Raw genomic sequence first — 14774 nt, 5'->3', positions numbered from 1 at the left:
AAGAATTTGAGGAGTGGCAATGTGGCTGATGAACCTAAAAAATGGACAATCGCTGATGAGCGTGTGATTAAGGTGAAAAATGGTCGGCCGACATTGGCGGAACTGGTGATCGTAAATCGGGAGACACAGGAAGTCCTCGTTGGAAAATATGCGTATGTGCATGAGAGTTCACGGAGGTGACGTTAGATGGCACTCAAACATGAGAACGTGGATAAAGAAAATCGACTACTGCGACTCGCGTTAGCGTTCTATGGGAACAAGAAAAACTATGAACGCCAAAATTACACCGGACACAGCAAAGTTCAAGATGACGGCGGCCAACGAGCGCGTGAGGTACTCGGCAAAAGATAAAAAAAAGCCCTCATGATGAGAGCGATTTGGACAATCCCATAATATCATGGGGGCGATAATAATGACAAAGATGACCGATGCTCAACAACGGCTGCCTTTAGACGTGGAACCATTTACAGAGCGAGAAAAGTGGATAATTGCTCGACTGCGGGAGTTTTACACCATTGACCGTGAAATTCGCAAGACAGAGACTCACGCGCGGGGGGATGACTTGCCTTACGAGCCATCAGTCACTGCGGCATCTCCAAGGGACGACAATCCGGTTGTACTGCGAATCTTACGGCAGGATGTCTTACCTCAAACAGTCAAGGATATTGTGAGCAGTGTTCAGTCTTATGTTTCGCCAAAGGAGTTTCAATACGCCGCTATGTATCGAGTTGTGCGCCAGTTGTCTGACGTCAAAACGGCCACAGAAGAACACGAGCGACATATTCAGAAGGTGCTTGAACTACTCAAAGAACGCATGGGTGACCAGGAAGAGTATCTTGAGTTGACGGAGATCGAGCGTTTGGCAATTAAGCGTGAGGCATATATCCAGGCTGCCAGGGAGCGTCTTCCGATCTTACTCAAGCGGCGTCGGATAATCGATGAGACGTTGGATGACCTCAAAAAGTATTACCCTGAGTGGTGGGCAATCCTGTGGTACAAATACGTGCTCGGTAAAACAGAGAAAGAGACGATGGAAAAGGCGGCGCGTGATGGTGTTCCATTGACGCCGCAAGAATATAGGACCAGCCGCAGGGATGCGCTGCGTCAGTTCTACAAGTGGGCAGTTGGCTTATGCTGACTGCTTTTTGTTGCGCGTTTTAGCCAAGATTCAAATTATACACCAATTTATCTTAGATTCGTAATTTGTTAAGAGTCGCTGTACAAAAACATTGAATTGAAACATTATTTCCAATTGTCAAATCAAAACCCGTAATTTATGCTAGATTTATCCAAGGAAAAGTGAGTGACTATCATGAGAAAGACTCGTGCACACGTAGACAATAAAGTTTTGAGCGTGCGGAAGACATAATTTGATGTGTACCGTCCCTTCCGTGATTAACCATTACACGGAGGGAAAATGCACTATGTCTTTTAGTTATTATGGGGAACTTTGTACCGAAGTTTATGATCTGACCAAGAGGATAGAGCATTCTTTTGGGGGTGACGTCGAGTATTATCAGGAAAAACTTAAAGATTGCAAAGGACGTATTTTGGAGATGTGCGGCTCGAGGCGATTAATAATCCCACTTCTGGAATTCGGTTTGACTGTTGATGAAGTGGACTATTCACTCGCAATGTTGAACTCGTGTCGTAAACGTTGTGATGAGCGTGGACTGAATACGAACTTATATCAAGCGGATTTGTTGGAGCTTTCTTTGCCACAGAAATATGAGGCCATCATAATTCCAGGTGGTTCGTTCTTGTTAATTGAACAACGTGAGTCGTCGCTTGAGGCACTCAAACGGCTTTGTGAGCACTTGGAACCAGGCGGACGTCTCATACTTGATCTTTTTTTACCGGAAAAGGGTTCTAGCATGTCTCATAACGAGGGGGCTCGACAACGTTTCACTATCCCAATGGTGACATCATCTTAATGGAAGGACAATGTGTCGAAGCTGGTAATTTCTTTCATCAGTACCGAGTCAACTACCTAAAGTATGAAAAATGCGATAATGGGGCATTGAGCCAGACTGAACTTCAACGTTTTGCTTTACGGTGGTATGGTGTAGAAGAATTTAGGTACATTTTGCAAGATATCGGGTTTACTGATGTAACCGTTTGTGCGGATTTCAACGATGAAAAAGAGCCGACCGATGGAAATCAGAAATTCGTTTACAACGCTGTAAAGAGATAATCTAATGTAAAGGCAACGCCTCTGATAAATTGTGAAGGGGCGTTATTGATAGTATTGTTCTTTTCAACTAACGAATACACACTTGAAAAACTTCCAGATCGATGGATTACATGATTATACGGTTTTGGAGCGTGAGAAGCTCGCGTAGCTGTCGGGCAGAAGTGTTGAATAATGGCAAAAATAATAAAATGGGAGTAGGATCAAGAGTTCAGATCCTTGGGTAGACCCTAGACTGAAGGAGGCTTCCAGTATGGCAACCGAACAATCGACAATGCTGTTGAACTTCAAGTCCGATGATTGTGCATGCCTTAGGGAGACAGCGGAATTAGCAGCCAAGGGGATTATGGAATTTGTTTCAGTAGCCCAGCCTTGTTTCATGAAAGCGGCCAAAGAAGGTTGGTTCGTGTTTGATGGAATTATCGGCCCATATGGGTTGCTATTGCTTAAAAGTGCCACAGTGGATGAACAAGACATTTCCCCCGAAAGATTCGTCGATGTATTAGAACGGACCATGAGAATCTACTATCTTACAGATTTGAACATATCTGTAATGGGAGAAATATGGGCACAAAAAGAGTGGGCGAAGGCTAGATATCCGATTTTTCGCGAGGCCGTTGCCTGTTATAAAAGTGGTCTTTACCACGCGAGTGTTTCGACGGCTTTACCATTAGTCGAAGGAATCCTTACTGCACGAAGTGGCTTAGAACCATTCTCACCTATTAAGGCACTAAAACGACGAGCTAGAGAAATTGATGCATCCGGGCAATTAAGCGTCGTTATCGACAATCTCTATAAGGACACTCGTACTTTTGATTGGATGTTGGAAAAATCATTGAACAGGCATGGTGTATCTCACGGCGTTGATCTGAATTTCGGAACCAAGCGGAAAGCACTTCAAATGATTGCCCTACTAAACGCGCTTGTAAACATTTAGAGAGGCAGCGTTTGGAGTCATCGAAAGGAATACAATCAATGTTCGGCGGAACGGAGAGTCGGAATGAGAATAGTGGTGTGGAGTAATTTCGATGTAAACTTCCCAATTGAATTACCTGAAGACTGGTTGCGTTTCACTATTAAAGGTCAAAAGGGTCTAATTCGCATTAGAAACAGGCGTGGAATTCAGATTCTCGATAGATCGCAATCGCTAGAGGTAATTCCACTGTCATCCGCTGAGAGATCTCCCGTTAACGTAGAGATTAGACCATCTGCGGGGGTGAATGACTTGACCTCATCGAAAATTTCACCTTTCTCATATTACTCGGAGTCAGTAATGTTCGATCAGTCTCGTAGACCAGATTTTCGTCTGGAATTGGGGCCGAACGCCAAAGAAGAAAAGAATCTGTATTACAGTCAAATCGATATTGTGTGGTCTAAAAAGATCCCAGAAGGGGATTGGAGTCAGAATGCAAGGGACTTGGCTTTTGAGTGCACAGGAATGTTCACGAGTATCATAAGCCACTATCGTTGCATCTCGGCAGATATTCTAGCAAACCCTGACGGACAGGATATTTCGACACAAAAGCTTTGGTCATTGTTACTCAAACCGGCTGAGAGATCGTCCAGTCATGAAGATTTGGAGAGATATGTAACCGACTTTTCTAGGTTCAAAGGTAAAACGGGTCAGCCAGATACCCCTGTAGTCAACATAACCGTACCTTCTACATTCCATCCTCGTGGAGAACGACCGGAAGTAGCTGGTGTGCTTTCTAATGTACTAAAACTGGATGTTCCAATTCCTGTACATTGGAACACGTTAATTTCGGGGGTGCAGGAATATCTGATGCGAAGCAGTAATGCTACTGCGGTGATCGTATGTGGTATGGCACTGGAACTTCGAGTACGAGGTCTAGTGTACGATATTCTAATTGGACAAGGGAAGTCTCCGGCGGAAGCAGATGAAGCATGTGAAGGTACTTACGGGGGGCCGATTAGGAAACTACAGTATTTGAATAAGGAACTTCGTTCCACAAAAATTGACGAAGTCGCAGAGGATAAAATCGAAAAATGGAGGATGGAAATGTACCAGACTCGAAAACGAGTAGCACACGAAGGGTACGATCCGTCCCAACTTGAAACAAAAATTGCTATCAGAGCTACTTGTGCATTGTTGGATGAATTGGAGAAGGTCACAACTCGAAGAAATCAGTATGCATTATTGGATATAGGTGCCTCGATTTGTGCTCTGTATTTAATATGACCCTGGTGTTTGGATGCATTATACCAGTACGACAAATGAGGACGCTAGTTTATGCTGTCGATCAGTAGGCAGCTTAATAAAACTTGAAGTTAGCATCACTTTGCAGTAATGAAGATACTTTTTGCTTCCAAGGATGTGGAGGAATTGAATTGAGTAACATCCTTATGTTGGCGTAAAAAGTTGGGAATACAGATTTTCATCGCTTGCACTTTCTAGTACAATTATAGAAAAAAGTAAAAGTGATGATGTATGGCAAAGAAGAATATAAATGCTTTAAGTTTATTTCGACTTAGGAGCATTTTCGAACAGAAGAAATGGCCGATTGAAGATGATAGTAATGAAAAGAGTACTTTTAACCGATTCTGTTCTTTATTATCGATTCTTTCTGACGATCAGCAAAAATTTATTCTTGAGCTCACTGAGCATTTTGAAGTTATTCCAATTGATATGTATATGCCTGCTATTGTGAGCGCTACCAAACAAGTCATTCATGATTTGCGAATAGGGAAGAGCATTATAAAGACTCTTTTCTTTTTACCTCTAATTGCTCCGGAAGACAGTGGGAAAATAAAGAGCTCGACAACTGTATGGTATTTGTGTAAGAGTGGTGTTTTTAATCAAAATTCCTTCTTTAATGGATTCAATTTTTCCTTTATTGATGAAATTGAGCTCTTTTCAAACATAGGGAAGATAGACGATAAGCTTCTTGTTCTAGTCGATGATTTTGTTGGCTCGGGTGATACTGCACGAAGTGCGGTGCAAGATGTAGTGTCGAAAGGTGTTCCTAAAGACAAAATTTGCATTATGTCTATTGCGGGATTATCCGACGGTATTCAGGAATTGCGCAATGATGGCATACTTACATACTGTGATAAAGTGTTACACAGCGGTATAAGTTCCAGATATCAAGCTAATGAAGTTTCGAACAAGATGAAAATGATGAATGAAATCGAATCAGCAATTCATGTTTCAAAGAAATATGCTTTTGGATATAGACAATCCGAAGGATTAGTCAAGCTTATACGAACACCCAACAATACCTTTCCAATATATTGGTTTGAAGTTAAGAAACATAATCATTTATCACCGTTTCCGAGGAACTAGGATGTGTTGTAGTAGTGAGTGAACATACAGAACAGGATCTTCTTCTCTTCCTTGTGCTTGTAAAGAATAACGGAAACTTAGAGAATTTAGTCTCACGAGGCTATCAGTATTCTCAAATTGGAGAGATGATAAGCTATTGCATACAGAAAAACGTGATTAGACTAGTTGGTGACAAACTAGAAATCACTGATGTAGGAATGGATAATATTGAAAGTATGAGCAAAGCGGAGGGAGTATCACACAATCAAATTCTTCCTCAAAAAGAGTACTTTTTGGAGCAGCAGCTTAAAAAATATGATATATTTGTACCAGAGAATTTTGTTTGAATATCACTTGTGGGCGTTATTAGACTTACGTGTACTTTTGACACGTAGTATGGCGAGTCGCCATGCAGAGAAGCACTTACTTTCAAGCCTCAGGTTATTAAGCGTTTATTCCCTCGGAGCTTCCATAAACACTTAATAACAGCTCCGGCTCCGCCTCCGCTATACAACACTGAAATTTTATAACCAGGAAAAGGCAAGGACAAATAAAATTCCAGTGTTGTATTGAGATAAACCGATGAAGTAATAACGTCCACACAATAGTAAAGAGGTTCATATGGATTGGAGTACTTATCAGGAGAAGTTTTACCATAGTGCTAAACTCAAAGGCTGTTCTGATGAGTACATCAGTAACTGTCTTCATTATGCTCAAAAATTTGTTGATAGGAATTTACCGGTCATTTTTGATACTCAGCACTTGTCGTTGCTTATTGGCATCGACGAAAAATACTTATTTAAGGTGAGCAATCGACAGGATCTATTTTATAGGCATTTCGCTATACCTAAAAAATCTAAAAATGGATATAGAGAAATAGCTGAACCGTTACCTAACCTTAAAATCATACAGCAGTGGATACTAGATGAAATACTTTATTACATTCAACCTAGTATTTATACAAAATCTTACAAAAAAAGTTCATCTATTAAGGATAATGCTCGATTCCATCGTGGTCAAAAAAAAGTACTTACGATTGATATTGTAGATTTTTTTGGGCACGTGAAATACAGCCAAGTTCGGCGCTTGTTTTCAGAAATTGGATATAGGTTACCAGTTGCAACAATGCTGGCTAGACTTTGTACTTTGAATGAATGTTTACCGCAGGGAGCATGTACAAGTCCGGCCATATCAAATTTAATTTTTAAAAACATAGATTATCGCATATCGTCTTACGCACGAAAATTAGATGTTCGGTATACTCGGTATGCCGATGACCTTACGTTTTCTGGTGATTTTGATCCTGGACGCGTAGTGAATTTCGTTAGGTATGTATTGAATGAAAATAATTTTACTGTAAATGACGGAAAGACACGCTTGAGGGAACAACATCAAAGACAAGAGGTAACTGGAATAGTTGTTAATACAAAAATGCAAGTCAGTAAAGAATTGCGTAGAAAGATTGGACAAGAAGTCTATTACATACGGAAATTTGGCCTCAAGTCTCACCTTCGCAAAATTGGTGCTGAGGTGACCCCAGAATCGTATTTGAGACGTTTAATGGGGTTATGCAATCATGCAGTATTCGTGAATTCTAAAGACTCGAAACTTAAAAGTGATTTGACATTTCTTAAAAGCTTGTATCGTGAATTAGATACTAGAGGAAATATAGAAAGGAGAGAATGATGAGTTCAGATTGTTGAAGTGACAGCTTTGTAATGTTCAACAGTAAAACAACAGTAAAACAACAGGTTATACTTCAGATTCCTGTGTATTATGGTATAGAGCACAAATATCAAAAGACGCTTGCAGATGCAGGCGTCTTTTTAGTATGTCAAGGAGGTGGTCATCATGTGAAGTCGAGCAGAAGACAAGCGAAATTACAAACTGTCCTCGCCCTCGCACAATCCGTGCGCGTATGGCGTCGAGTCGGACGGCGTTTAAGGGCGGGGGATCCGGCACAACAAAGGGGTGTTGATATGAAAGGACAGCGCAATGGCGCGCATGCCCCATCGAAGGCAGAATTGCTTGAGGATCGTGAAAGAAAGCGCAAAAAGCTTGAGCGTCTTATGTCCAGCGAGAACACATACCGGCGCAAGCGCGGGGGAGCAATCACTTCGCAACGCCACAAAATAGATTGAACATAGCCAAGAACGGAGACCTTTACCCACTGAATTTGCGAGTGATTCAGATTGGACACTCGCCCGTCCTTGAGTACGTTTAGCAGGAATCCCCAATCATTTGCAGAATGTGTGAGTGGGAGGGTGATGATAAATGGAAAATGAATTTGGCCGATTTTTAAAGGCACAAGTAAAATTAGTATCAGCATCAAGTTTAGAAGGACTTGAATCAGAAACAAATCGATTTCTAGCAGAATACCAGCAAAATCAAATCGTGAGCATTGAGGTAGCTGTATCGAATCCAAGTTCAAGTGTTTCGACGACCTATATAGCCACCATTGTGTATAGGACTGCGATATAAAAAATCCAGTTTTATGCAATCAACCCGCTTAAGCGGGTTTTTCTTTTGTCCAGATGAGGTGATACGATGCCGAACAGATCGAAACGCCCATGCGCTAGACCTGGTTGCAATGTTCTCACCCGCGAAAGTTATTGCGATGAGCACAAGCAAGAGGCTTGTCGTTATGACCATGAGCGCGGTACGGCAGCGCAACGGGGCTATGATTCGCGATGGCAAAAGGCCAGGGCTGCGTATCTTCGCAAGCATCCGCTATGTGTCCAGTGTGAGCGCGAAGGGCGGCTGACACCGGCGACAGTGGTCGATCATAAGGTCCCACATAAAGGCGACAAGAAACTCTTTTGGGATTCGAAGAACTGGCAGCCAATGTGCAAGTCTCATCATGATGCCAAGACGGCAAGAGAGGATATGGGCGCATGGTGAGATGTACGTACTGCGGATCATACGAGCACCCGATTAGCTTATGTCCAAAGACATTCCATGGATCCGCCAATCGTCAGTGGCATTTACGGTGCGCCTATTGCGGCAGTAACGGTCACAGCGTTGAGTATTGCCCAAAGACATGGGGTGGCGAGGCTAACCGATGCAAAAAGCCCGATGGGACGTGGCTGACAGGTCGTTAGACGCTGATTTCCTAATGTAAGGAATGAAAACAGAGATATTTCGTTTATTACCAAAAGTTTCCACACGAAGGGTAGGGGGTATCCAAATCCTTACAGGATTTAGCCAAAAGACCGCGCGGGCCAACGGGGCGCACAAAATTCCCCACGGGATTTTTCAGAAAGGAAGGTTTTTATGGCAGGGCAGCGCCAACCGATTGATTTATTGCTGATCAAAGGCAAAAAGCACCTGACAAAATCTGAAGTCGAAGAGCGTAAATCATGCGAGATACGCGCGCCAGCAGATAAAGTTAAGGCGCCCTCGTATTTAGACAAGGAGTGCAAAAAGGAATTCAACAAATTGGCCAAGCAACTCGTAGAGATTGGTATTATGTCTAATCTCGATGTGGATGCATTGGCCCGTTTTGTTTTGGCGCAGAAAATGTATTTGCGCGTCACGCAAGAACTACTTGAGGTTGATCCCATGATACGTCGCAATGATGGGACGCTGATTTCTGCCAATAACGTGTATGCGAATTTGCTCCAATCGCAAGACAAGCTTTTTAAGCAGTGTCGTCAAGCAGCGAGTGACCTTGGCCTGACCATATCGTCGCGCTGTAGGTTGGCACTGCCGAAAAAGGAAGAAGTAAAGGAACTTACTGAAGAGGAAAAACTCTTTGGTGGTAAGGTGTGAGTGAAAATCTAGTCCAGCGTATCGTCGGTTACGCACAGTCAGTTGTAGATGGCCGTGTTGTCGCATGCAAAAAACATATCGCAGCTTGCCGTAGATTTTTAAAAGACATTGAGCGATTGGCCGACGACGATTATCCCTTTGATTTTGATGTCGACGAGCTTTATGCATTTGATAAGTGGGCGTCGATGTTTAAGCATACAAAGGGCGTCCTGGCCGGGCAGCAAATTAAGCTGACCGATTTTCAGCTGTTTGTTGCGGCGAACATATTTTGCTGGAAGCACAAGGTATCAGGTGCTCGTCGATTTCGTCGGGCGTACATTCAACTGGCACGCAAAAATGCTAAATCACAGCTTTTGGCCCTCATCACCTCATATTTAGCTTTTCTTAGCGGAGAACAAGAGGAATGTTACATTGCCGGTTGGGGGCGCGAACAGTCCAGCATCGTCTACAACGAGATTGCCAGTCAGATCCGTGCCTGCGATTTGCTCAAAGGGAAGTACACGGACAGTTATGGCCGCATTACGCATTTGAAAAGCGGATCTGTTATCCAACCTCTGTCCAAGGAATCACGCAAGACCGGCGATGGTAAAAACCCGAGTATTGCTGTCATCGATGAATATCACGTCCATGAGACGAGCGAAATTTATGATGTGCTCATTTCCGGCATGGTTGCCCGGCAAAATCCACTCATTGTCATCATCACGACCGCAGGATTTGACTTATCCAGGCCATGTTTTACTGAATACCAATATGTATCAAACATCATCGATGAGAACTCGCCGATTGAAAACGACGAGTATTTTGTCCTGATCTGCGAGTTGGACCCGGATGATGACATCAACGATGAGTCGGTATGGGTAAAAGCAAATCCGATTGTGTCCACTTATGAGCAGGGTTTAGACGCGTTGCGCAGTGGTCTAAGGGCTGCACTGGATGTCCCTGAGAAAATGCGCAGCTTTTTGACCAAGAACATGAACAAATGGGTGGACATGCGAGAGAACGGCTATATGCCAATGGACAAGTGGCGCGCCTGCGGAGCGGACGAGATGCCTGATTTGCACGGTGTTGACTGTTATGTCGGTGTCGATTTGTCAAAAAAAATCGACTTAACCAGCACCTCTTTTGAATTCCCATTGCCGGATGGTCGATTTGCGGTAAAAAGCCACTCGTTTTTACCAGAGGATACGCTGGCAGAGAAGCGACAAACAGACAAGGTGCCCTATGACTTATGGGTAAAAGACGGATGGATAACAGCAACACCTGGCGCGGTGGTCGATTATCGGTTCATCCGATCTTACATCGAACGCGAGGCGAAAGAGCATGGATGGCGGATTAAAGAAATCTGCTATGACCCATATGCCGCCACTCAATTTGCACAGGATTTGGAGTCGGATGGATACACGGCAGTAGAGATACGACAAGGAACGCGGACGCTTTCAGAACCCACAAAAAACTTCCGTGAAGAAGTGCTGGCTGGAAATATCGTTCACGACAAAAATCCCGTCCTGACTTGGGCCATGGGTAACGCGGTCGAGAAGATTGATCACAATGAAAACATCATGCTCGACAAGGAAAAATCCACGGATCGCATTGACCCGGCTGCAGCGCTGATAAACGCACATGCGCGAGCGATGGCCATTGATAAATCTGAATCGGTATATGAGCGAAGGGGGTTGAGGAAATTGTGAAGTTACCGAAATTCATCACAAATTTGGCTCTAAAGGTTGCTGCCAGTGGGGCATATACGCCGGATGAGTTATATACGCGAATGGAGCGCTCTATTTTCGGCCATGTGCACTCTGGTGTCCACGTCACCGAGGAAACGGCAATGCGGTTCATCACTGTTTATAGTTGTGTTCGAGTCCTGGCCGAGACGCTTGCATCCCTACCACTCTTTGTCTACAAATCACCGACTGGTGGAAACGCCGATGTCGTTCCTGACCATCCACTTTATGAACTACTTTATGACCAACCAAATGACGAGATGGATACAGCCACATGGCGCGAGACGCAGATGGGGCAATTAGTGTTGTCTGGGAATTGCTATTCGGTCATTACGCTTAATGGCCGAGGGAATGTAGTCGACATCTACCCAGTGCCATGGACGCACTGCCAACCTTTTCGTGACCCAGCTGACATGAAAATCAAATACAGGATCACGGATCGGGGACAATCGCTGATTTATCCGGCTGAAAAGGTATTTCACGTCCCTGGTTTGGGCTTTGATGGCATCATGGGGTATTCACCTATTCGGATGACTGCTGAATCGATCGGTTTGGGGATTGCTGCAGAGGAATTCGCAGCAAGGTTTTACGGCCAAGGGATGAATATGGGTGGCGTTGTTGAGGTTCAGAGCGAAATGAGTGATACGGCCTTCGAGCGTTTTAAAAATGACTTGGAAGAACGCGGAGCAGGCATGCATAACTCGTGGAAGCCATTAATCCTTGAAAACGGTGCGAAATTTAACCGCATTCCGATGCCGTTGACAGATGCGCAGTTTGTCGAGTCGAGGCAGATGAACCGTGACGACATCTGTGGCCTTTTTCGTGTGCCGCCTCACATGATTGCGAATCTTGACCGCAGTACGAACAACAATATTGAGCAACAGTCGCTTGAGTTTGTGAAATACACGATGCTCCCATATCTCGTGAAGTGGGAAAAGCGTATCAGCATGAAGTTGCTATCTGCAAAAGACCGTCAGCAAGGATATTACGCCAAATTTAACGTTGAGGGATTGCTTCGCGGTGACTATTTAAGCCGCCAGCAAGGGCTTGCGGTGCAACGCCAAAACGGCGTAATCAGTGCGAATGACTGGCGCAAGTTGGAGGAAATGAATTCACGTAGTGAGCCAGGTGCCGATGCATTGCTCGTTAACGGAAACATGATTTCCGTTGATAATGCAGCTGCCGCTAGTCCCAAACAACAACCAACTGGCGGAGGAGGTGAACAGAATGCCGAAAAACCGTAAAAAGTTTTGGGATATGCGAAACGACGCTCAAACCGGCAATGGCCAATTGTATTTGTATGGCCCCATAGACAGCGTGTCATGGTGGGGCGATGAAGTCACTCCGCAGCAGTTCCAACAAGAATTGGCTGCACTCGGGAATGTGCCAGTGATCGATGTCTACATCAATAGTCCTGGCGGAGACGTGTTTGCAGGACAAGCCATCCACTCCATGTTGCAGCGTAATCCAGCGCAGGTCCACGTCCACATTGATGGATTGGCCGCTAGTATCGCCTCTGTGATTGCGATGGCCGGTGATATAGTCACAATGCCCCGGAACGCAATGATCATGGTCCATAATCCATGGACGTTTGCGATGGGTAATTCTGCTGATTTTCGCAAGTTGGCCGATGATTTAGATCAGATCCGTGTGAGTCTGATTGCTGCATATCAAAACAAAACCAGCCTCTCAGACGATGAGATTATTGCATTGCTGGAGGCAGAGACATGGCTTACGGCTGATGAAGCCGTGGCCAAGGGATTTGCTGACCAAATCGAACAGTCCAAAGAGGTTGCAGCGTCCATGCGCGGCGGAAAATTGATGATGAATGGCCTTGAGATGGACCTATCCAACTATCGTCACCCTCCTATTTTGGCAGACATCAGTCCTGATGACTTTAAAGGCACGCCATTCGCGGATCTGCCTATTGTGGACGAGGATTTTAATCCTGATGGTATCAGTGATGCCGAGATCATCAAAGAGATCCTAGGTGCGAACGGGGAAGATTGGGATGCAATGAAAAAGGCACATCTTGCTTATGCGCCTGGCGCTGATTATGGTGGGGATCCGCCGACTGAAGAGGATGCGTATAAACTCAAGATTGCCCGTCGTCGCAATGGCAAGCTGACTGTTTATTGGCGGCAACTGACATCCCGTGTGGCCTATCTCAATGGCGCACGCGAGGGAGTGAACATTTCCAAGGAAGCCAAGCAGCAAGCATGGGACCATGCGATGAAATATTACGACAAAAAAGGTGTGCCGGAAAAAGATCGCCCGACACCAAAGTTTGACGACAAACTGATTCCTCGCACACGAGGCAATGCGGATCTCATCATTGCTGGCAATGCAGATAGCCACACAGACAAGCCAAATCTTATTGATCTTTACGAAAGACGCTTAAAAAACAATGAAAAGAGGTTGGCCCCGTGAATAAATTGCAAGATTTGCTGGAAAATCGCGCTGAAGCAATCCAAAAACAACGTGCATTTTTGGATAAAGCAAAAGAAGAGGAACGTGACCTGACAACCGAGGAAGTGTCTGCTTTTGATGCATTGGACACAGAAATCGAGGGTCTAGACGCGGATATCAAGGCAGAGCGTGCCAAAATTGAGCGCGAACAGAAAGTGGCCGCACGGGAGAATGAGTTGGAAAAACCTTTGAATACGCCATTCCGTCCCTCATCCCTCGAAACACAGGCGAAAAAGTTGGATAACGGCGGCTTCAAGAATCTTGGCGAATTCTTGGATGCCGTTCGTTTCGGGGATAGCAAAGGTAGAATTGAAGCATTGACGAAAGATGCGCAACACTCAAATGGGATCCCCGTTCCAGAGGCATTTCATGCGTCGTTTATGCCTCAATATCGAAATGAATTTTCTGTCGGCACCGGCTCCGATGGTGGCATCATGGTTCCTGGTCGTTTTGATCCCACAATTCAAAAGTTGGATCCGGAGTCTTATATCGTTCGTTCGCGTGCCATGGAGATTGCTGCGGGGGATCCGCCTGATGGAAAAGTCACGATGCCTGCGCTAAGCCAAGGGTCGAATGGCGTATATGGTGGTGTCCAGGTTAATTGGGTATCAGAAGGCGAAGGTGCCGAAGATACGGATGCAAAATTTGGTGAGATCGAACTTTTGCCACAGGAAGTAAATGCACAAATGACGGTTACAAACAAACTCCTGCGTAACTGGGATGCTTTTTCTTCTTTTGCGACTAATCTCATGCAAGGTGCGATTGCTGAAGCAGAAGACATTGCATTTTTGAATGGATCTGGCGTTGGAAAACCACTCGGGGTAGTGAATGCAAAAGGCGCGATTTCAGTTCCGCGACAGACTGCCAACTCCATCTCTTATATGGACACGATCATGATGCTGCAGGGTTTATACCCGGCATCCCGTTCCAAGGCCGTATGGATTGCGAGTCAGTCCATCATGGCGCAAATCGCGACGCTGAAAGATGAGGCTGGGAACTACATCTATATTCAAGGAGACGCAACACGCGCAATCCCTGCCACCTTGGCTGGTATTCCGATCATCTTCACCGGCAAGACATCCACAATCGGCAATAAAGGTGATTTGATGCTGATAGATTTCAGCGCCTACCTGGTCAAGGATGGTTCTGGCCCGTTTGTTGAGACATCCCAGCATGTGAAATTCGCGCAATCTAAGACGGTGATCAAAGTCACTTGGAATGTGGATGGACAGCCATGGTTAACCGCTCCGCTTACGCTTGCGGATGGTGCGACAAAAGTGTCTCCATATGTTCTTCTCGACGTTCCGAGCGCCTAATTCTCTCAACCACAAGGAGG

Annotated in this window: 16 protein-coding genes and 1 pseudogene; all 17 read left to right on the top strand. The window is 44.8% G+C overall.

The genetic code is table 11. The annotated features are described in order from the left end of the window. Positions 1-21 precede the first annotated feature (21 nt). The 17 genes and pseudogenes from ACFSB2_RS12075 (at position 22) to ACFSB2_RS11995 (ending at position 14754) form a co-directional block, all read left to right on the top strand. Positions 22-180: a hypothetical protein gene (locus tag ACFSB2_RS12075; protein ID WP_377943300.1), complete on the top strand. Its 159-nt coding sequence runs from the start codon at positions 22-24 to the stop codon at positions 178-180. Between the two features lie 6 nt (positions 181-186). Then, positions 187-351, top strand: coding sequence for a hypothetical protein (locus tag ACFSB2_RS12070; RefSeq protein ID WP_377943299.1), 165 nt, complete (start codon positions 187-189; stop codon positions 349-351). A gap of 61 nt (positions 352-412) precedes the next feature. Continuing rightward, positions 413-1138: a hypothetical protein gene (locus ACFSB2_RS12065; RefSeq protein ID WP_377943298.1), complete on the top strand. Its 726-nt coding sequence runs from the start codon at positions 413-415 to the stop codon at positions 1136-1138. A 286-nt stretch (positions 1139-1424) separates the two neighbouring features. Further along, positions 1425-2194: pseudogene (locus tag ACFSB2_RS12060) on the top strand (class I SAM-dependent methyltransferase). A gap of 250 nt (positions 2195-2444) precedes the next feature. After that, a complete protein-coding gene (locus tag ACFSB2_RS12055) occupies positions 2445-3128 on the top strand; it encodes a hypothetical protein (protein WP_377943297.1) in 684 nt (227 codons plus the stop codon). A gap of 63 nt (positions 3129-3191) precedes the next feature. Then, positions 3192-4391, top strand: coding sequence for a hypothetical protein (locus ACFSB2_RS12050; protein WP_377943296.1), 1200 nt, complete (start codon positions 3192-3194; stop codon positions 4389-4391). A gap of 249 nt (positions 4392-4640) precedes the next feature. Then, the gene (locus tag ACFSB2_RS12045) at positions 4641-5495 is read left to right on the top strand and encodes a phosphoribosyltransferase-like protein (protein ID WP_377943295.1); all 855 of its coding nucleotides are present in this window, start codon (positions 4641-4643) and stop codon (positions 5493-5495) included. A 14-nt stretch (positions 5496-5509) separates the two neighbouring features. Beyond that, the gene (locus ACFSB2_RS12040) at positions 5510-5821 is read left to right on the top strand and encodes a hypothetical protein (RefSeq protein ID WP_377943294.1); all 312 of its coding nucleotides are present in this window, start codon (positions 5510-5512) and stop codon (positions 5819-5821) included. A 274-nt stretch (positions 5822-6095) separates the two neighbouring features. Beyond that, the gene (locus ACFSB2_RS12035; protein ID WP_377943293.1) at positions 6096-7160 is read left to right on the top strand and encodes a reverse transcriptase family protein; all 1065 of its coding nucleotides are present in this window, start codon (positions 6096-6098) and stop codon (positions 7158-7160) included. Positions 7161-7192: 32 nt separating this feature from the next. Next, positions 7193-7615, top strand: coding sequence for a hypothetical protein (locus ACFSB2_RS12030; RefSeq protein WP_377943292.1), 423 nt, complete (start codon positions 7193-7195; stop codon positions 7613-7615). Positions 7616-7748: 133 nt separating this feature from the next. Beyond that, entirely contained in the window at positions 7749-7955 is a 207-nt protein-coding gene (locus tag ACFSB2_RS12025; protein WP_377943291.1) for a hypothetical protein, read from the top strand. 294 nt (positions 7956-8249) lie between these two features. Then, positions 8250-8375: an HNH endonuclease signature motif containing protein gene (locus tag ACFSB2_RS12020; protein ID WP_377943379.1), complete on the top strand. Its 126-nt coding sequence runs from the start codon at positions 8250-8252 to the stop codon at positions 8373-8375. 372 nt (positions 8376-8747) lie between these two features. Next, positions 8748-9245: a phage terminase small subunit P27 family gene (locus tag ACFSB2_RS12015; RefSeq protein WP_377943290.1), complete on the top strand. Its 498-nt coding sequence runs from the start codon at positions 8748-8750 to the stop codon at positions 9243-9245. Beyond that, positions 9242-10933: a terminase large subunit gene (locus tag ACFSB2_RS12010; RefSeq protein ID WP_377943289.1), complete on the top strand. Its 1692-nt coding sequence runs from the start codon at positions 9242-9244 to the stop codon at positions 10931-10933. Before ACFSB2_RS12015 ends, ACFSB2_RS12010 begins: the two co-directional genes overlap by 4 nt. After that, positions 10930-12213 (top strand): phage portal protein, encoded by a 1284-nt coding sequence (locus tag ACFSB2_RS12005; RefSeq protein WP_377943288.1) that lies wholly within the window; start codon positions 10930-10932, stop codon positions 12211-12213. Before ACFSB2_RS12010 ends, ACFSB2_RS12005 begins: the two co-directional genes overlap by 4 nt. Then, positions 12197-13399, top strand: coding sequence for a head maturation protease, ClpP-related (locus ACFSB2_RS12000; RefSeq protein WP_377943287.1), 1203 nt, complete (start codon positions 12197-12199; stop codon positions 13397-13399). Before ACFSB2_RS12005 ends, ACFSB2_RS12000 begins: the two co-directional genes overlap by 17 nt. Further along, positions 13396-14754, top strand: coding sequence for a phage major capsid protein (locus ACFSB2_RS11995; protein WP_377943286.1), 1359 nt, complete (start codon positions 13396-13398; stop codon positions 14752-14754). The genes ACFSB2_RS12000 and ACFSB2_RS11995 overlap by 4 nt, the downstream gene beginning before the upstream one ends. Positions 14755-14774 lie beyond the last annotated feature (20 nt).

The organism is Alicyclobacillus fodiniaquatilis (genome assembly GCF_042678105.1).
Lineage (GTDB): Bacteria > Bacillota > Bacilli > Alicyclobacillales > Alicyclobacillaceae > Alicyclobacillus > Alicyclobacillus fodiniaquatilis.
This window is presented reverse-complemented; position numbering and strand designations above follow the sequence as displayed.